Here is a 17,796-nt window from a genome sequence, read left to right on the forward strand (position 1 = left end):
AACCCGGCCCCGACGAGCGTGCCACACCCGCGCGGGACCGGTGGGCGGCTCACTGCCCCATGACGTACCGGACGGTCGGGCCGGTGGTCCAGCCGCCGTCCACCGCGAGTTCGGCGCCGGTGACGTAGGAGGCCGCGTCGGAGAGCAGGTACACCACCGCGCTCGCGATCTCGTGCGGCTCGCCGACGCGGCCCATGGGCGTGTTGGGGTAGTTGCCCTCGCCCCGCTCGATGCCGACGGAGGCGGTCATCGGGGTGTACGTCATGCCCGGGTGGACCGAGTTCACCCGGATCCCGGCCGTGCCCAGCTCCACCGCGCCGATCTTCGTCAGGCCGCGTACGCCCCACTTGGAGGCGCCGTAGCCGGCCGTCAGCGCGAGGCCCATCAAACCGGCGGCGGAGGAGACGTTGACGATCGAGCCGCCGCCGTTCTCCCGCATCGCGGGGATCACCGTCTTCATGCCGATGAAGACGCCGGTGAGGTTGATGTCGAGCACCTTGCGGAAGTACGCGACGGACTCGGCCTCCAGGTACTGGCCGGTGGAGACGCCGGCGTTGTTGACGAGGCCGTGCACGCCGCCGAACTCGGCGCGCGCGACGTCGGCGACCTGCCGCCAGTCGTCCTCGGAGGTGACGTCGTGCCGCACGAAGCGGGCGTTCGCGCCGAGCTCGGCCGCGGTGGCCTCGCCCTCGTCGGACAGGACGTCGGTGATCACCACCTTGGCTCCGGCCCCGATCGCCTGGCGGGCCGTCTCGGCGCCGAGGCCGCGGGCGCCGCCGGTGATGATGACGGTCTTGCCGGTGAGATCGTTCATGATGTGCTCCTCGCTGCTCAGAAGTGGGTGCCGCCGTCGACGCGGATCTCGGTGCCGGTGATGAAGCGGCCGTCCGCGCTGCCGAGCATCGCCACCACGGACGCCACCGTCTCGGGGCCCGCGAAACCCTGCCCGAGCGCCGGGGAGAGCTTGGCGAACAGGCTCATGTCGGCGTCCTCGGGCAGCCCCGGACCCATACTCTGGCCGCTGGCGCCGCTGCCGTCGGTCATGCCCGACGAGATGGAGCCGGGCTGCACGGCGGTGAACCGTATGCCCCGCTTGGCGTACTCGGCGGCGAGGGCGTGCGTCATGGACTGGATGCCGCCCTTGCTCGCCGCGTACGCCGCCATGTAGGGGTGCGCGAACGTCGCGGAGGTGGAGCTGAAGTTGACGACCGCCGCGTCCCGGCCCGCCAGCAGCGCGGGGACGGCCTCGCGGATCACCAGGAAGGTGCCGGCCAGGTTGACCTGGAGGACCCGGTTGAACGCTTCGAGGCTCGTCTCGTGGGTGTGCGAGGAGCGCAGGATGCCGGCGGCGTTGACCAGGACGTCCAGGCCGCCGAGGGCGGCGACGGCGGCGGCGACCCCGTCGCGTACCGAAGCCTCGTCGGCGACGTCGAGGACGCGCGTGGTGAGCCGGTCGGCGTGGGCGCCGGCCTTCTCGGCGGTGTCCCGCAGCCCGCGCTCGCTGACGTCGGCGGCCACCACGGCGCCGCCCTCGGCGAGGACGCGCAGCACGGTGGCCTGGCCGATGCCCGAGCCACCGCCGGTGATCAGCGCGCGGCGGCCTTCATAGCGGTTCATGCGTACTCCCTGTTCGACAGCAGGCCGTGCCGTCTTGCCGCGGCACGGCCGTACGGCGTCGGCCTCCTGATCGGCCGACGCTCTCGACGGCCGTCACGTTACGCCCGAGTGGCACGTTTTGCCACTACGTCACTCAGTGCCAATCAGGGACAGCGGGGCGTACGCTTCTGCGGGTGAACACCGACGCCTCCCCCTCCCTGACCGAGCGCCGCAAGGCCGCCACGCAGCTCGACATCGCCCTCGCGGCGGCGGAGCTGTTCGCCACCCGCGGCCCGGACGGCACGACGGCCGAGGAGATCGCGGGGCGGGCGGGGGTCGCGCTGCGCACCTTCTACCGCTACTTCAGGTCCAAGCAGGACGCGGTGAGCCCGCTGCTGGCCTCCGGGGCCGACCGCTGGCGGTCGCTGCTGGAGGAGACGGAGCCGGGCACGCCCCTGCCGCGGGCGCTGGAGACCGCGGTCGAACGGGCGCTGGCCGCTCCGGACGAGGAGGGCGTCCAGGGCCTGCTGCGCATCCGCGGGCTGCTGCGGGCCGCGGCGGACGACCCGGCGCTGCGGGCGGTCTGGTATCGGGTGAACCAGGAGTCGGAGGAACGGCTCGTCCCGGTGATCGCCCGGCTCGCGGGCGAGGACCGGGAACCGCTGGAGGTACGGCTCGTCGCGGCCGCCGCCACCGACGCGATCCGGATCGCGCTGGAGACGTGGGCGGCCACCGAGGCGGCGGCCGAGGGCCCCGACTCCCCCGCCGCCCTCGCGGTGCGCTGCCTGCGCCGCCTCGCCGGCACGATGGCGGCGTAGCGCCGCGCCCGGACGGCGCCGCCTCTCAGGGGACGCGCAGGGCCAGGACGGCCACGTCGTCGTGCTGGTCGTCGATCAGCCGGTCCAGCAGCTCGTCGCGGAACACGCCCAGCGGTTCACGGGCGAGCGCCGCCGCGTGCTGGCGCAGCCGGGTCAGGCCGCGGCCGATGTCCTCGCCGGGGCGCTCCACGAGGCCGTCGGTGTACAGGAGCAGGGTGGCGCCCGGCGGCAGCGCGAGGCTCACGGTGTCGCGGGCGAGCCCGGGATCGACCCCGAGGACGGGGGCGAGGCCCTCCTCCAGCAGCCGGGTCCGGCCGTCGGGCTGGGCCAGCAGCGGCGGCGGGTGACCTGCGTTGGTCCAGTCGATCCGCCACGGGCCGTTCGAGGGCGTCGTCAGGCGGACGAGGACGGCCGTGACGAGTTCGACGCCGGTCAGGCCCTGCATGACGTTGTCCAGGCGGCGCATGATGCCCGCCGGGTCGTCGCCGCTGTCGTAGGCGAGCGCGCGCAGCATGTTGCGCAGCTGGCCCATGCGGACGGCGGCGGCCAGGTCGTGGCCGACCACGTCGCCGATGGCGAGGATCACCGAGCCGTCGGGGAGCCGGAACGCGTCGTACCAGTCGCCGCCCACCTCGGCCCGTTCGCGGGCGGCCACGTAGCGGGCGGCGAGCTGGAGGTCGGCCAGTCCGGTCAGGTCGGGCAGCAGGGAGAGCTGCAACTGCTCGGCGGTGTACTGCTGGAGCGCGTACAGCCGGGCGTTGTCGAGGGCGAGGCCCGCGCGGTGGCCGAGGTCGGCGGCGAGCGCCTGTTCCTCCTCGTCGAAGGGGGCGGCCGGGGCGCGGCGGACGAAGGTGAGCGCGCCCAGCGCCTGCCGGCGTACGCGCATGGGCACGATCAGCGCCGTCTCGGCGCCCAGGGTGCGGTACAGGGCCCACTGGGCGCAGCGCAGCGGGTCGGCCGGGTCGGGTGTGTCGACGCCGTTCACCACCATGGGGCCCGCGCCGCGCAGCACCTTGGCCAGGGCGGCGGCCGAGTCGTCGGGGCCGGGCAGGAACCCGGTGGGCAGCAGGCGCAGCGCCCGTTCCGGGTCCCGGTCGGTGACTGTGAGCCGGCGTACGCCCTCGCCCTCGACCACGTCGACCACGCAGGCGTCGGCGAGCTGGGACACCACCAGGCGGGCCAGGCGGCGCAGCGACTCCTCTGCGTCCAGGCCCGAGGCCAGCGCCCGGCTCGCCTCGGCGAGCAGCCGCAGGCGGGCGGCGGCGACCTCGGGCAACAGCTCCGTCGCGGCCGCTTCCGGCGGTGGGGGTTCCCGCTTCATCATCCCCATTGTTGTCGCGGCGGCCGCCGGTGCAATCCGCCGTACGGTGCGGGAAACGGGCGGCGGGGCGGTGCGGTGCCGGGGAGCGGCCCGGTCCCGGCCGGGCGGCGGGGCGGGGGTCCAGGTCACGGGCCGGTTCCGGCCCACGCTACCCTTGAGGGGTGGCCGCGGGAGCGGTCGCACGGCGGTGGGGCTCGCCGTACCCAACCGCGGCGACGACGCCGCCAACAGTCCCTGCTTGCGAGGAAGTGTGTCCCGGCCCGGCCGGGACGACGATGCGAGTAGGAGACCCACGTGGGAGAGGTCCGATCCCCGGTGCACAGCGAACCCACCGATCCCGACGTCGATCTGCGGGTGCCCGCGCAGCGCCGTGAGCTGGCGCGCGGACAGTGGCCGGTCATCGCGGTGGTGGCCGCCGGCGGCGCGATCGGGGCGTGCGCACGCTACGCGTCCGCCCTGCTGTGGCCGACCGCGACGGGCGCCTTCCCGTGGACCACGTTGTGGGTGAACGTGATCGGCTGCGGCGTCATCGGCGTCTTCATGGTGGTCATCACCGACGTGTGGGCCGCGCACCGCCTGGTCAGGCCGTTCTTCGGCACCGGCGTGCTCGGCGGGTTCACCACGTTCTCCACGTACGCCGTGGACATCCAGCGCCTGGTCGACGGTGGCCACGCCAGGACCGGCCTGCTCTACCTCGCCTCCACCCTGCTCGCCGCGCTCGCGGCGGTGTGGGCGGCGGCGAACCTCACCCGGCGCGTCATCGAGTGGAGGCAGTCATGACGAGGCTGACCGGCACCGCGCTGCGGCTGACCGTCTTCATCGGCGAGAACGACACCTGGCACCACAAGCCCCTCTACTCGGAGATCGTGCACCGGGCGCACCGGGCGGGGCTGGCCGGCGCGAGTGTGTTCCGCGGCATCGAGGGCTTCGGGGCGTCCTCGCTGATCCACACCAGCAGGCTGCTGTCGCTGAGCGAGGACCTGCCGGTGGCGATCGTGATCGTCGACACCGAGGACCGGGTCCGCGCGTTCCTGCCGGAACTGAACGAACTGATCGGCCAGGGGCTGGTGATCCTCGACGACTGCGAGGTCATCCGCTACAGCGGCCGCGACAAGGGCGAGGACGCGCACCGCGACCGGGGCAGGAAGCACGGCAAGAAGGAGGACGTGTGAACTGGCTGCTGGTCATCGCGGGCGCGGCGGTGGGTGCGCCGCTGCGCTATCTGACCGACCGCACGGTGCAGTCCCGGCACGACACCGTCTTCCCCTGGGGCACGTTCACCGTCAACGTCGCCGGCAGCCTCATCCTGGGCCTGGTCACCGGAGCGGTCGCCGCCGGCGGGGTCTCCTCCGACCTCCAGCTCCTGCTGGGCACCGGACTGTGCGGGGCCCTGACCACGTACTCCACCTTCTCCTACGAGACCCTGCGGCTCGCGGAGGACGGCGCGCGCTTCTTCGCGGCGGCCAACGCGGTCGGCAGCCTGGTCGCCGCGCTGGGCTCCGCCTTCACCGGGGCGGCGCTCGCCCAGGCGTTCTGGCTCTGACGGGTCGACGAGCCGGGGCCGGCGCAACTCGGTCACTCGACGGCCGAGTTCGCCCACTCCTCGCGCAGCATGCCGAAGAGCACGCGGTCGTACCGCTCGCCCGCCACCAGCACCGCGGACCGTCGCCGGCCCTCCTCGCGGAAACCCAGTTTCCCGAAGGCGCGCACCGCGCGTTCGTTGCCGCTCCAGGTGTCCAGCTCCAGACGGTGCAGGGGGTACGCGCCGAACAGGTGGTCCACGAGCAGCCGCAGCGCCGCCGAGCCGTGGCCGCGGCCCCAGAACTCCGGCTCGCCGACGGTGATGCCCAACGTGGCCACCTGGCCGAACGGGTCGAGGTCGCGGTAGTCGGCCATGCCGATGACCCGTCCGTCGGCGACGTCCTCGACCGTGAAGACGGCCGACTCCCTCGGGTTCAGCCGCAGCATGGTGTCGAAGCCGAGCCCGATCGCCTCGGCCGTGACCGGTCCGAAGGCCGGGTCGCCCGCGGCGGCCCAGTGGATCACCCGTGGATCGTTGCGCCACCGCAGATGGTGCTCGGCGTCCTCGGGACGCAGGGGACGAAGCCTCACCGACTTGCTTTCGATCATCGCGGAATCGTAGACCGGGGCGGAACAGGCCCGTCCGGCGGCCCCGTTCGTCGGCGCGCCCGCACGGCGGTCAGTAGCGCTGCGCCTTGGTGAGACGGGGGGTCAGTTGCGTCTGTGCGGGCTGCCGGCTGAAGGCGATGGGCTGTTCCTGCTTGCCCGGGGCGAGGTTCTCCGCGCCGACGAACCGGGTCTCGACGACCTTCCCCGAGGCGTCGAGGAAGTCGACCTGCGCGGCGTAGGAGGCCTTCTTGCCGGTCTTGTTGGTGATGGTGACCAGCGCGGCGGTCAGGCCCGCGGTCTGCGCCCGGGGCAGGCCCGTCATCCCCACCTCGGCCAGCGCGTTCCCCCGCCCCTGGACCTTCTTCAGCTGCTGCTCGGCCGCGGCTCCCGCGTGCGCGGCCTGCGCGTCCACGGACGCCTCGAACTGCGAGGCGCGTGCGGACGCCGAGGAGGCCGCCGCCGAGGCGGAGGCCCGCGCGGACGCGATCGCGGAGGCGGCCGAGGAGGCCAGCGCGGACGGCGGCATGCCCGAGAAGGAGGCCGTGGCGGGGGTCTGGGGCGTGGCCGGGGCGGTGGTGGTGCCGCCCCCTTGATCGTTGCCGGAGCCGCAGCCGGTCAGCGCGGCGACGGCGAGCAGGCAGCCGGCCGCGCCGGCCGGCACGGCACGGGAGCAAAGTGGCACGGGACCGCGGTGGGGTCGGGGCATCCTGTCGTCCTTCGCAGCGCACGGAAACGATCGCCCTCATCGTCCGCGACCTGCCCGCCCTCCGCGACTCGGCCGTACTCCATCCGCCGCAGCCGCTCACACGTGTGCGCCGCCCGCCCCCGCCGCACACGTGTGAGCGGCCGCGGCGGACGGGCGGCTCGGCGCGCGGGCACGGTACGGCGTCGTTACCTTGGCGGGGCGACGGTTCGCCGCGGCTCGGGCTCCACGGAGCGGATGTCCGGCTGGAACGAAGGGATCCCCCGTGCCCGAAACGGCCCCGAAGACCACCTCCGACCTGATCATCGAACGGCTCCTGGCCTGGGGGGTGGACACCTGCTTCGGCATCTGCGGCGACCAGGTCAACGGCTTCTTCGAGGCCCTGCGCCGGCAGTCGCGGATGCGGCTGGTGCACGTGCGGCACGAGGAGAACGCGGCCCTGGCGTGCGTCGGGTACGCCAAGTTCACCGGCCGTCCCGCCGCGTGTGTGGCCACCGCGGGCCCCGGCGCGATCCACCTGCTCAACGGCCTGTACGACGCGCGGATCGACGGCGCGCCGGTGATCGCGATCACCGGTCTGTCGTACCACGACACGGTGGGCGCGCACTTCCTCCAGGACATCCCCTCCGACCGGCTGTTCGAGCACGCGTGCATGTTCTCCGAGCGGGTGATGGGCCCGGCGCACGCGGTCACCGCCACCGACCTCGCGGTGCGCAGCGCGCTGATGAACCGCACGCCCTCACACCTGGCGATCCCGATCGACGTGCAGTCGTGGACGGAGGACCAGGACACGCCGTCCGACAAGAACGTGCCCGGACACACCTCCCTGGCCGTCCAGCCGTTCGAGGTGATGCCGCCGGCCGCGCAGCTGGACGCGGCCGCCGAGGTGCTCAACTCCTGTAGCCGGGTGGCGATCTGCGCGGGCGCCGGAGCCCGGGGCGCGGGCGCGGCGCTGGAGCGGGTGGCCGAGGTCCTGGGCGCGCCGATCGCCAAGGCGGGCCTGGGCAAGGACTGCGTGCCGGACGACAGCCCGTACACCACCGGCGGGATGGGGTTGATCGGCACCCGGGCCTCGCACCAGGCGTTCGAGGAGTGCGACGGCTTCCTGATCGTCGGGTCCTCGACCCCGTACTACGACTTCTGGCCCGTCCCCGGGCAGGCGCGCGCCGTGCAGATCGACCTGAACGCCGACCGGATCGGGATGCGCTACCCCGTCGAGGTCGGGCTCGTCGGCCACGCCGAGGCCGTGCTGGAGGCGCTGCTGCCCCGGCTGGAGCGCAAGAGCGATCGCTCGTTCCTCGACCGGGCCCGGGACACGTACCGTACGTGGTGGGAGCTGATCGGGGAGCAGGCCGCCTCCTCCGGTACGCCGATGCGTCCGCAGGTGGTCACCTGGGAGCTGTCCAAGGCCCTGCCCGAGCGGGCGATCGTGACCGGCGACGCGGGGACCGTGACCGCGTGGGGCGGCCGGCTGATGCTGCGCGCCGGCATGCACTACTCCTTCTCCGGCACGCTGTGCACGATGGGCGCCGCGCTGCCGTACGCCATCGGCGCCCAGTTCGCCCACCCGGACCGGCCGGTGATCGCCTTCACCGGCGACGGCTCGCTGTCGATGGGGATGGGCGAGCTCGCCACGCTCGCCCAGTACGGACTGCCCGTCAGGGTGGTGGTGCTGCGGAACAACTCCCTGGCCCTGGAGGTGTGGGAGCAGACCGCCCTGCTCGGCAATCCGCAGTACGGGTGTGAGCTGCACCCCGTCGACTTCAAGGCCGTCGCCGAGGCGTGCGGTCTGCGGGCCTTCCGGATCGAGGAGCCCGCGGACGCGGCGGACGTGTTCCGGCAGGCGATGGCCCACGACGGCCCGTGCCTGGTCGAGGCGGTCACGGACCCCTACGAGGCGCCGTTCGGCGAGAGCCTGAAGCCGGCGCACGCCGAGCACATCGCCGAGGCGTTCGGCAAGGGCGAGAAGGCCGCGGGCCCGATGGCCCGCAACCTCCTCCAGGACGCCCGGGTGGCCATGTCCCCCGCCTTGCGTCAGCACCGGGCGGCGCTGGCCCGCTACCGCTGACCGGAGCGGGTCTCGCCGCGGCCGGCGGAGCCCGGCGTTCAGCAGCCGGAGTCGGCGAGGACGAAGTAGGCCGGGGAGGTCTCCTTCAGGGTGTGGGTGACGGCCACGTTGTACAGGCCCATGTTCTGGTCGGAGCCGTTGGCGTAGGCGTAGCCGCCGCTCTGGTGGGCGCGGCCCGCCTTGACCTGGTTGTAGTTGTTGTCGGTGTAGCACTTGGGCGCGGGGGCGGTGCCGGTGGTCGTCGCGGTGACCGGCGCGGAGGCGTGGCCCGCGGCGCCGGCGCCGTCCACGGCGGCGACGGTGTAGGTGTACGTCGTGCCGGCGGCCAGACCGGTGTCGGTGTACGTCGTGCCGGTGGGCGCGCCCACCTTGGCGCCGTCGCGGTAGACGGCGTACGAGGCCGCGCCGCCGACGGCGGTCCAGGACAGCGTCGCGGTACTGGTGGTGGTGGCGGTGGCGGTCACCGCGGACGGCGCGGGCAGGGTGCTGCCGCTGCCGCCGCCCGACTGGTCCAGGCCCCAGAACCGCGCGGTGTGGTAGCTGGAGCAGATGGTGTCGAGGTAGTAGGAGCCGGTGCTGCCGCACTGGTCGGCGCCCGAGCCGGGGTCGACGGCGAGGCCGTGGGCCATGCCGGAGACGGAGAAGAGCGCGACGGCGGGTCGGCCCGCGGAGTCGTCGTAGGTGGTCTCGGTGGTGTTGCCGGTCAGGGTCCGGGTGGCGGACGGCGTCTGCCCGATGCCCCAGACGTCGGTCCACTGGTCGCGCAGTTCGGTGCCGTTGACGGGGGCGACGGTGGTGTCGGAGGAGCCCTGCCAGATCGCGACGCGCGGCCACGGTCCGGTGTAGCCGGGGTAGGAGCCGCGCACCTTGTCGCCCCACTGCTTCGGGGTGAGGTTCTGGCCGCTGTACTGGCAGCCGGAGGCGGCGGCCTGGGTGGTGGCGCACTGGGCGGGCAGCCCGGAGTCCACGGCGCCGCCGGCGAACACGTCCGGGTAGTCGGCGAGCAGGTCGGCGGTCATGCCGCCGCCCGCGGACAGGCCGGTGACGAAGATCCGGCCGCGGTCGGAGCCGTACTGCGCCACGGCGTGGTCGACCATCTGCACGACGGAGGCCGCCTCGCCCTTGCCGCGGGCGTCCTTGGCGGCGTCGAACCAACTGAAGCAGGAGAGGCTGTTGTTGGTCGCGCTGGTCTGCGGGTAGACGACGGCGAAGCCCCACTGGTCGGCGAACTTCTGCCAGCCGGAGTGGCTGTGGTAGTCGCTCGCCGACTGGGTGCAGCCGTGCAGGGCCACCACCAGGGGCGCGTGTGCGGGCAGGTCGGCCGGCGCGTACTCGTACATCGCCAGGTTGCCGGGGTTGGAGCCGAATCCCGTGACCTGCTGGAGCGTGCCGGCGGCCTCGGCCGGGGCGGCGGGCGCGAGCGTGACCAGGCCCGCGGCCAGGGCGCCGAGCGCCGCGGCCCGGGCGGCGCGGCCGCCGAACCGGCGCAGTGTGTGCCATCGCATGGTGGAACTCCCGTGGGGTGGTGGGGTGTCGGGGAGGGGAGGGAACTGCGGCGGACCGTACGGCCGGCCCGGCCGGCGGTGACAGGTGAGGGGCAGCCAGGAACGCGGCGGGCCGCATGGCGCGCCCACCCATGGCGTCCGCGCCGAGGCTGTGGCATGGCGGGCGGCACATGGTGGCCGCGACCATGCCCCGGCCGGAAAATGTGTCACCGGCCCACGTGTCTCACCCCTGCCCGGCTTCCTACCGTGGCCGCCATGGAGAGCACCGAGAACCCCGCCGAGGGCGCGGCCCCGCACGCCGGGCCGCGAAACACCACCGCGTCCGCACTGGTCGGCGCCCGGTTCGCGTCCGGGCGGAAGGTCCTGGTCACCGGGGCGGCCAGCGGGATCGGCCGGGCCTGCGCCGAGGCCTTCGCCGCCGCCGGCGCCGAGGTCTACGTGGTGGACCGGGCGGAGCGGGCCGCCAAGGAGGTCGCCGCGGCGACCGGCGGCAGCGCGATCGTGGTCGACCTCTCCGACCCGGAGGCGGTGGACACGCTGCCGGACGACGCCGACATCGTCGTGAACAACGCGGGGCTCCAGCACGTGGCCCCGGTGCACGAGTTCCCGCCGGACCGGTTCGCGCTGATCCAGCGGGTGATGGTGGAGGCGCCGTTCCGGATCCTGCGCCGCACCCTGCCGCACATGTACGCGCGGGGCTGGGGCCGGGTGGTCAACATCTCCTCGGTGCACGGCCTGCGGGCCAGCGCCTACAAGTCGGCGTACGTCGCCGCGAAGCACGCCCTGGAGGGGCTGAGCAAGGTGGTCGCCCTGGAGGGCGCCGCGCACGGGGTGACCAGCAACTGCATCAACCCCGGCTATGTCCGCACCCCGCTGGTGGAGGACCAGATCGCGGGGCAGGCGCGGGCCCACGGCATTCCGTCGGCGGATGTGGTGGACCAGGTGTTCCTGGAGCACACCGCGATCAAGCGTCTGATCGAGCCGGCCGAGGTCGCCGCGGCGGCCCTGTGGCTGTGCGCCGAGCACACCGGCTACATCACCGGCGCCTCGCTGCCCCTGGACGGCGGCTGGACGGCCAGTTGACGCGAGAGCGCGGCGTCGTGCCGCCGCCGGATCCGGCGGCGGCACGACGCGGGGTGCGGGGGGGGTGTGTGGCGTGGAGGGTGTTCCTTGAGCGGTGCGGGCGGTGGGCCCGCGCGGGGTGCGCGGGTCCGGGCGGGCCGTGCTCGGGCGGTCAGTGCTCGCGGTAGGTCGCGTGGTCGAAGTCCGCGTGCGCGCCGTCCGCTCCGATGTCCTGGACCCACAGGCCGAGGAAGGCGCCGGTGAAGGCGGGGCTGGCGGCGCGGCCGTCGGGCGCCTGCTTCTCGCCGGCGTGCTCGTCGGACAGGATCGTCGCGTCCAGCGCCGCCCCGAGCGGCGTCCACCGCTGTCCCGGCGGCCGGTGCTCGAAGCGGAGCCGCGGGAGGTCGAGCGTCACCCGCAGTTCGACGGCCCCGGTCTCGGGCAGCGCCACCGCGGCGCCCTCCACCCGGTCGCCGTCGTCGCAGCTGAGCACGGACAGCACCCGGCGTCCGTCGTCGTCGCGGCCGATGTAGGCGTAGTGCCAGTTGCGGGTGTCGTAGTACGCGGTGATCCCGGCGAGCTGGCGCACGTCGGCCGGGTCGAAGTCGACCGAGGCCGCCAGCGAGCAGTGGAACGAGCCCGCGCGCCGGGCCACCAGGCTCGGGGTGCGCAGTCCGCGCGGCGACTGGCCGCCGCGGATACGCAGGTGGGAGGGGCGGGCGGCGAGGTCCAGCCAGTCGGGGGCGGCGGGGCGGCGCAGGGTGGCCCAGTGCGGGCCGAGCCGGTCGCCGTCGAAGTCGTCGCGGGCGGGCTCGGCCGGGAAGGGGTGGGCCGGCAGCCGGGGCGCGGGGACCCGTTCGGCGGGGATGCCGTCGGTCACGCGCGGCCAGCCGTCCTCGGACCAGCGGACCCGCTGGAGGGCCGTCTCCCGGCCGAGGACGCAGCGGCCGTGCGGAGCGTCGGGGCGGCCGGTGAGGTGGGCCAGGTACCACTCGCCGCTCTGGGTCTCCACCAGACTGCCGTGGCCGGCCTTCTGGAGGGGCAGGTCGGGGCGGTGGCGGGAGGTGAGGGTGGGGCCGGCGGGGTCGGGCTCGTAGGGGCCGAGCAGCGTGCGGGAGCGGGCGACGGTGACCTGGTGGTCGTAGGAGGTGCCGCCCTCGGCGGTCATCAGGTAGTAGTGGCCGTCGCGCCGGTACAGGTGCGGGCCCTCGGTGACGCCGGCGTCGGTGCCGTGGAAGATCAGGTGCACCTCGCCGGTGAGCCGGCCGGCGGCGCAGTCCCAGCGCTGGGCCTGGATGCCGGCGAAGGGGTCGCGGCGCGGGCGCCAGTCGCCGGTCAGCGACAGCATCCAGCAGGCGCCGTCCTGGTCGTGGAAGAGCGAGGGGTCGAAGCCTCGGGCGTGCACCGGCACCGGGTCGGACCAGGGGCCCGAGGCGGTGGGCGCGGTGGTGACGTAGTTCTGGGCGTCCCACCAGCCGCCGTGGTGGTTGTCGACCCGGGTGAAGACCAGGTGGAACAGGCCGTGCGCGTACGACAGACAGGGCGCCCACACCCCGCCGGAGTCGGGCACGCCGGACAGGTCGAGCAGCCGGCGCTCGTCCAGCACGCCGGGCAGCGGGCGCCAGTGGACCAGGTCGCGCGAGTGGTGGACGCGCACACCCGGGTGCCACTCGAAGGTGGAGGTGGCGAGGTAGTAGTCGTCGCCGACGCGCAGGATCGAGGGGTCGGGGTGGAAGCCGGGCAGGACGGGGTTGGTGAGGGCGCCGCTCGGGTGCGCGGGTGTCTCGGACGGGGCGGCGGCGGTGGTGGCTCCGGTGGTCATGGATGCCTTTCGCGGGGGCGGTGGTCGGTCATGTGCCGAAGCCGGCGGTCAGTCCGCTGAGCAGGTGGCGGCGGCCGAAGAGGTAGGCGGCGAGCAGCGGCAGCAGGGACAGGACGACGGCGGCCATGGTGGCGGGGACGTTGATGCCGCCCTGCTGGCCCTGGTAGTTCCACAGGCCGAGCGTCACGGTGCGGCGGGCGTCGCTCTGGGTGAGGACCAGGGGGAAGATGAAGCCGTTCCAGGCGCCGAGCGCGGTGTAGACGCCGACGGTGACCAGGCCGGGCCGGGTCAGCGGCAGCACCAGGGAGCGCAGGACGTGGGCGGCGTTCGCGCCGTCCACGGTCATCGCCTCGTACAGCTCGCCGGGGATGTCGCGCAGGGTGGAGGTGAGCACGAGGATCGCCATGGGCAGGGAGAACGCGGCCGTCGGCAGGACGATCGCGGTGAGTGTGTCGTAGGTGTGCAGGCGGGTGATGAGCAGGTAGACCGGCACGATGGTGGCCTGGGCGGGAATGGCGAGGCCCATCAGCATCACCGAGAAACCGGCGGACACGAACCGGCTGCGGCTGCGGACGATGGCGTACGCGGCCGGCAGCGCCAGGGCGAGCACCAGGGCGACGGTGCACACAGTGACGAGGATGCTGTTCCACAGGTAGCCGGCGAAGCCGGAGTCGAGGACGGTGCGGTAGTTCGACAGCACGACGCGGTGCGGTACGGACAGCGGTCCGGCGTCGAGGTAGTCGCTCTTCTCGCGCAGGCTGGAGGCGAGCACGTAGTACAGCGGCACCGCCACGATCACCAGCCACACCGCGGCGCCGAGGCCGCCGAGCCAGTCCGGGCGCCGGCGCGGGTGTGCGCGGACGGGACGGTGGGCGGTGCGCGGCCGGCCCGGGCGGTGCGCCGCCTTCGGGGCGGCGGCCCTGGTGGGGTCGAGGGTCTTGGCGCTCATCACAGTCCTTCCCGCTGGCTGGCCATGCGCCGGAAGCCGGTGACGCGTACGACCAGCAGGGACAGGGTGGTGCCGGCGACGAGCAGGAGGACGGCGAGCACGCTGGCGTAGCCCATGTCGAAGCTGCTGAAGCCGGTCAGGTACATGTGCAGCGGCAGGATGCGGGTGGAGGTGCCGGGGCCGCCGTTGGTGAGGATCAGCACGATGTCGAAGTAGGTGAGGGAGCCGACCAGCATCAGCACCGAGGAGGTGACGACGGTGTTGCGCAGCTGGGGCAGGGTGATGGAGAGGAACTGCCGCCGGCGCCCGGCGCCGTCGATGGTGGCCGCCTCGTAGAGCTGGGCGGGCACCTGGCGGGCGGCGGCCTGGTAGAGCAGGGTGTGGAACGGCACGAACTGCCAGGTGATGACGGCCATGACGGTCCACAGCGCGAGGTGCGGGTCGCCGATGAGGTTGCCGTCGGCCACGCCGAGCCAGGGTCCGACGGTGTGCGCGAGGCCGAAGTTGGGGTCGAGCAGCGCGGCGAACAGCAGGGCGACCGCGGCGCTGGACATCAGCAGGGGGACGAAGAAGAGGGTGCTGAGGACGGCGCGGCCGCGCTGGTGGCCGGCGCACCACACGCCGAGCGGCAGGCAGATGAGGGTCTGCACGGCCCAGGTGACCACGGTCAGCAGCAGCGACAGGCGCAGCGACTGGCCGAGTCGGGGATCGTGCAGCAGGCGCGACCAGTTGGCCGTGCCGGCCCACTGCGGGCTGCCCAGGCCGCTCCACCGGCAGAAGCTGAGGACGACGACCAGGGCCATGGGGACGACGGCGAACAGGGCGAAGTACAGCAGGGCGGGGACGGCCCAGAGGGCTCCGGGCCGTCCGTCGCTCCGGCGGGTCGCGGCGCCGCTCACTCGGCGTCCATGGCGGAGACGAACCGCTGCGGGGTGGACTGCTTGTCGAAGACCTTCTGGAGTTCGGTCAGCAGCTTCTGCGCGGTGGCCGGGTCGAGGGCCTGGTCCCAGGACTGGGTGTAGGAGGGGGCCTGCTTGACCAGGTCGTAGACGAAGGTGGTGTAGTCGGCGTGCGGGCCGGACTTGAGCTGGTCCTCGATGCCGGCGATGGCCGGCACCTGGCCGATGTCGATGAGGTCCTTGACGTAGGACGGTTCGGTGACGGTCTTGGTGATGAAGTCGACGGCGGCGGCCCTGTTCTTCGACTTGGCGGTGACGGAGAAGAAGTTGGAGGGGTTGCCGACGATGCTCTTCGGGTCGCCCTTGCCGTGCGGGACGGTCGGGAAGGTGGTCCAGCCGAGCTTGCCCTGCTTGACGAAGTCGGGGGCGGTGGCGAGCTGGCCGGCGTACTCCCAGGAGCCCATCAGCTCCATGCCGGCCCGGCCCTGTACAACAGTTCCACCGGCCGCTGGGAGCTGCCCGTCACCGTGCCCGCCGGGCACCCCCTGTCGTACTGGTTCGACTACCAGCCCACCACGCAGACCTACCAGAACACCACCGCCCACTACACCTTCACCGGCTGAGCCGGCCCGCTGAGACGGGGGTCACCGGGGACACCGGTGGCCTCCACCGCCGTGGCCAGCAACGCCAGCGCCAGAGCGTACGTGACCATCACCAGGACGTCGCGCCCCGCGAAGCCGGTCCCCGCCGCGCCGAGGCCGACCAGCAGGTCGGAGACGACGAACACCAGTCCGCCCCAGGCCGCCCGCGCTCCCAGCACCCGCGCGGTCAGCGCCATCCCGATCAGGGCCAGCGCGTAACCGGCGACCGCGACGCCCAGCACCGGCCCGAGCGCCGGCGCCAGAGCGGCGACGGCGGCGACCCACACGGCGAGGTGCGCGGCGCACACCCGGCGGCGCGTGCGCAGATACCCGACGGCGCCCGCCCGCCGGAACGCCGCGATCCAGCACACCTGCGCGCCCAGGAAGAAGCCGAGGCCGACGGCGAAGGCCACCGGACCGGACAGCAGCAGCGCCACGTCCCCGGCGGCGGCGAACCCGAGCCCGGTCAGGACCCACACGTGTGCCGTGCCGGTGCGCCGCCACAGGTACACGGCGAGCACCGGCGCCAGCAGGGGCTTGGTCAGCCACTCCAGCAGCGGCCAGCCGGCGGCCACGCCGGTGACGTCCAGGGCGGCCAGCGCGGCGAAGAGCGCGATCAGCGGCGGCACGTCAGCCCTCCGTCCGGGGCGACCAGCCGGGCGGCCCGAACACGTAGCCCGCCCGGTCCCGCCAGCGCCGCGCCGCGCGCACGTCACGCCAGGCGGCGGCGTACTCGTGGAAGGCGACCCGCAGCGGGTTGAAGGAGTCGATGTTCTTCGTCAGCCCGTACACCACGCGCTCGCCCTCGGGTTCGAAGGTGCCGAACAGGCGGTCCCAGACGATGAGGATGCCGCCGTAGTTGCGGTCCAGGTAGACGTTGTTGGAGCCGTGGTGGACGCGGTGGTGCGAAGGGGTGTTGAACACCCACTCCACCGGCCGCCACAGCTTGTCGACGCGCTCGGTGTGCAGGAAGAACTGGTAGACGAGGCTGACGGACTGCTCCAGCAGGATCATCCACGGCGGCACGCCGAGCAGCGCGAGCGGCAGCCAGAACGGCAGGGTCGTCATCGGCGTCCAGCTCTGCCGCAGCGCGGTGGACAGGTTGTAGCGGACGCTGGAGTGGTGCACCACATGGCTCGCCCACAGCACCCGCACCCGGTGGTGGGCGCGGTGGAAGACGTAGTACGCGAGGTCGTCGGCGAAGAACAGCAGCAGCCACGTCCAGCCCGAGGCCGGGGACAGGTGCCAGGGGGCGACGGTGAACAGGGCCGCGTACAGCACGACCGTCACCGCCTTCCACGGCAGCCCGACGACCTGGCTGCCGGCGCCCATGGACATGCTGGTGACGGTGTCGCGCAGTTCGTAGCCGCGCTCGTCGTCGTCGGGCAGGAAGCGGTACGACAGCGCCTCGACGACGACCAGGAGCACGAAGGCGGGTATCGCGTAGACCACGGCCGGGATCATGTCACCGCACCGCCTTCCCGGCCGTCGCCGGAACGCTGCGCGACAGCAGTTCGCGGGCCAGGCGTTCGGCGGCCCGCGCCTCGCGGGCCGCGATGTGCTCGGCGAGGCGCACATGGGCCTCCACGTCAAGGAGTTCGGCGGTCCGCAGGTCGTCGGGCACGTCGGCGACCGGGAGCGTGCCGCCCACCAGGCTGTTGAAGGCCAGCAGATAGGCCAGGTTCCCCGAGCCCTCCACGATCAGCCGCCACCAGGCGATGTCGGCGGTGCCGAGGTCGGCGAGGTCGGGGCCGCAGTCGGCGTACCGGTCGGCGGTCCGCACGATCTCCGCCGCGGCCTGCCGTGAGCAGCGGATCGCGCACAGCCGGGCGGCGTCCGCGCCGACACACGCCCGCATCTCCAGGGCGTCCCGGGTGAGGTCGCCGGTGGACAGGCCGCGGTCGGCCGCCGCGATGCCCATGGCCAGGTCGAGCCCGGCGGTGCGCCGCCAGTCCAGGACGAGGGTGCGGCCGCCGTGGCTCACCTCGACGAGCCGGGCCTGCTGGAGCCGTTTGACGGCCTCGCGTACGGCGTGCCGGTTCACGCCGAACTCGGCCGCCAGGTCCCGTTCGGCGGTGAGCGGGGTGCCGGGCGGCGCCTGGCCGCCGAGGATCCTGTCGCGCAGCAGCGCGAAGAGCTGGTCGGAGACCGCCTCGCGCCGGATGTGTCGCTGGGTCATGGCGGACAGCGTGTCCCGCACCGGATCACTGGTCAACTGGTTGGACCAGATTTTCCGCGACCGGTGCTACGTTCGCCGCGGGGAGGCAGGCGGGGCGGTGGTG

Annotated in this window: 19 protein-coding genes; 6 read left to right on the forward strand and 13 right to left on the reverse strand. The window is 73.6% G+C overall.

The window, feature by feature from the left end; all coding sequences use genetic code 11:
* Positions 1–49: 49 nt before the first annotated feature.
* Both ABEB07_RS00095 and ABEB07_RS00100 read right to left on the reverse strand, forming a co-directional pair.
* Positions 50–814, reverse strand: a complete 765-nt coding sequence (locus ABEB07_RS00095; protein WP_345666450.1) for a glucose 1-dehydrogenase — start codon at positions 812–814, stop codon at positions 50–52.
* A gap of 17 nt (positions 815–831) precedes the next feature.
* Positions 832–1,617: an SDR family NAD(P)-dependent oxidoreductase gene (locus ABEB07_RS00100; RefSeq protein WP_345666451.1), complete on the reverse strand. Its 786-nt coding sequence runs from the start codon at positions 1,615–1,617 to the stop codon at positions 832–834.
* Between the two features lie 173 nt (positions 1,618–1,790).
* Here ABEB07_RS00100 and ABEB07_RS00105 point away from each other — a divergent pair, with 173 nt between their 5' ends.
* Positions 1,791–2,414 (forward strand): TetR family transcriptional regulator, encoded by a 624-nt coding sequence (locus ABEB07_RS00105; protein ID WP_345666452.1) that lies wholly within the window; start codon positions 1,791–1,793, stop codon positions 2,412–2,414.
* Positions 2,415–2,439: 25 nt separating this feature from the next.
* Here the strand turns inward: ABEB07_RS00105 and ABEB07_RS00110 are convergent, their stop codons facing one another.
* Positions 2,440–3,735, reverse strand: a complete 1,296-nt coding sequence (locus ABEB07_RS00110) for a PP2C family protein-serine/threonine phosphatase (RefSeq protein WP_345666453.1) — start codon at positions 3,733–3,735, stop codon at positions 2,440–2,442.
* 315 nt (positions 3,736–4,050) lie between these two features.
* Between ABEB07_RS00110 and crcB (ABEB07_RS00115) the strand changes: the two genes are divergently transcribed.
* From crcB (ABEB07_RS00115) to crcB (ABEB07_RS00125), 3 genes are read left to right on the forward strand one after another with little or no spacing between them, the layout of a single operon-like run.
* Positions 4,051–4,515: a fluoride efflux transporter CrcB gene (gene crcB, locus ABEB07_RS00115; RefSeq protein WP_176151769.1), complete on the forward strand. Its 465-nt coding sequence runs from the start codon at positions 4,051–4,053 to the stop codon at positions 4,513–4,515.
* Positions 4,512–4,907, forward strand: a complete 396-nt coding sequence (locus ABEB07_RS00120; RefSeq protein WP_345666454.1) for a DUF190 domain-containing protein — start codon at positions 4,512–4,514, stop codon at positions 4,905–4,907. The genes crcB (ABEB07_RS00115) and ABEB07_RS00120 overlap by 4 nt, the downstream gene beginning before the upstream one ends.
* Positions 4,904–5,278 carry a fluoride efflux transporter CrcB gene (crcB, locus tag ABEB07_RS00125; RefSeq protein WP_176147338.1) on the forward strand — a complete coding sequence of 125 codons (375 nt, stop codon included), beginning with the start codon at positions 4,904–4,906 and terminating at the stop codon, positions 5,276–5,278. The genes ABEB07_RS00120 and crcB (ABEB07_RS00125) overlap by 4 nt, the downstream gene beginning before the upstream one ends.
* Before the next feature lie 32 nt (positions 5,279–5,310).
* On the opposite strand, the gene ABEB07_RS00130 is transcribed toward crcB (ABEB07_RS00125), so the two are convergent.
* Positions 5,311–5,865: a GNAT family N-acetyltransferase gene (locus ABEB07_RS00130; RefSeq protein ID WP_176147337.1), complete on the reverse strand. Its 555-nt coding sequence runs from the start codon at positions 5,863–5,865 to the stop codon at positions 5,311–5,313.
* A 70-nt stretch (positions 5,866–5,935) separates the two neighbouring features.
* Positions 5,936–6,571 carry a hypothetical protein gene (locus tag ABEB07_RS00135; protein ID WP_345666455.1) on the reverse strand — a complete coding sequence of 212 codons (636 nt, stop codon included), beginning with the start codon at positions 6,569–6,571 and terminating at the stop codon, positions 5,936–5,938.
* A gap of 262 nt (positions 6,572–6,833) precedes the next feature.
* Between ABEB07_RS00135 and ABEB07_RS00140 the strand changes: the two genes are divergently transcribed.
* Positions 6,834–8,636, forward strand: coding sequence for a thiamine pyrophosphate-dependent enzyme (locus ABEB07_RS00140; protein ID WP_345666456.1), 1,803 nt, complete (start codon positions 6,834–6,836; stop codon positions 8,634–8,636).
* Between the two features lie 38 nt (positions 8,637–8,674).
* Here ABEB07_RS00140 and ABEB07_RS00145 read toward each other — a convergent pair whose 3' ends face one another.
* Positions 8,675–10,141, reverse strand: coding sequence for an extracellular catalytic domain type 1 short-chain-length polyhydroxyalkanoate depolymerase (locus tag ABEB07_RS00145; protein ID WP_345666457.1), 1,467 nt, complete (start codon positions 10,139–10,141; stop codon positions 8,675–8,677).
* Between the two features lie 255 nt (positions 10,142–10,396).
* Here ABEB07_RS00145 and ABEB07_RS00150 point away from each other — a divergent pair, with 255 nt between their 5' ends.
* Positions 10,397–11,224 carry a 3-hydroxybutyrate dehydrogenase gene (locus tag ABEB07_RS00150; RefSeq protein ID WP_164588341.1) on the forward strand — a complete coding sequence of 276 codons (828 nt, stop codon included), beginning with the start codon at positions 10,397–10,399 and terminating at the stop codon, positions 11,222–11,224.
* A gap of 151 nt (positions 11,225–11,375) precedes the next feature.
* On the opposite strand, the gene ABEB07_RS00155 is transcribed toward ABEB07_RS00150, so the two are convergent.
* From ABEB07_RS00155 to ABEB07_RS00185, 7 genes are all read right to left on the reverse strand, one after another.
* The gene (locus ABEB07_RS00155; protein WP_345666458.1) at positions 11,376–13,025 is read right to left on the reverse strand and encodes a glycoside hydrolase family 43 protein; all 1,650 of its coding nucleotides are present in this window, start codon (positions 13,023–13,025) and stop codon (positions 11,376–11,378) included.
* Between the two features lie 28 nt (positions 13,026–13,053).
* Positions 13,054–13,974: a carbohydrate ABC transporter permease gene (locus ABEB07_RS00160; protein ID WP_345666459.1), complete on the reverse strand. Its 921-nt coding sequence runs from the start codon at positions 13,972–13,974 to the stop codon at positions 13,054–13,056.
* Positions 13,974–14,873, reverse strand: coding sequence for a carbohydrate ABC transporter permease (locus tag ABEB07_RS00165; protein ID WP_345666460.1), 900 nt, complete (start codon positions 14,871–14,873; stop codon positions 13,974–13,976). The genes ABEB07_RS00160 and ABEB07_RS00165 overlap by 1 nt, the downstream gene beginning before the upstream one ends.
* Positions 14,870–15,346: a type 2 periplasmic-binding domain-containing protein gene (locus ABEB07_RS00170; RefSeq protein ID WP_345666461.1), complete on the reverse strand. Its 477-nt coding sequence runs from the start codon at positions 15,344–15,346 to the stop codon at positions 14,870–14,872. The genes ABEB07_RS00165 and ABEB07_RS00170 overlap by 4 nt, the downstream gene beginning before the upstream one ends.
* 131 nt (positions 15,347–15,477) lie before the next feature.
* The gene (locus tag ABEB07_RS00175) at positions 15,478–16,143 is read right to left on the reverse strand and encodes a lysoplasmalogenase family protein (protein WP_176147331.1); all 666 of its coding nucleotides are present in this window, start codon (positions 16,141–16,143) and stop codon (positions 15,478–15,480) included.
* Between the two features lies 1 nt (position 16,144).
* Positions 16,145–16,978, reverse strand: a complete 834-nt coding sequence (locus tag ABEB07_RS00180; protein WP_345666462.1) for a sterol desaturase family protein — start codon at positions 16,976–16,978, stop codon at positions 16,145–16,147.
* 1 nt (position 16,979) lies between these two features.
* Positions 16,980–17,693 carry a FadR/GntR family transcriptional regulator gene (locus ABEB07_RS00185; RefSeq protein WP_345666463.1) on the reverse strand — a complete coding sequence of 238 codons (714 nt, stop codon included), beginning with the start codon at positions 17,691–17,693 and terminating at the stop codon, positions 16,980–16,982.
* Positions 17,694–17,796 lie beyond the last annotated feature (103 nt).

Source organism: Streptomyces similanensis, from assembly GCF_039543625.1.
Taxonomy (GTDB): Bacteria; Actinomycetota; Actinomycetes; order Streptomycetales; family Streptomycetaceae; genus Streptomyces; species Streptomyces similanensis.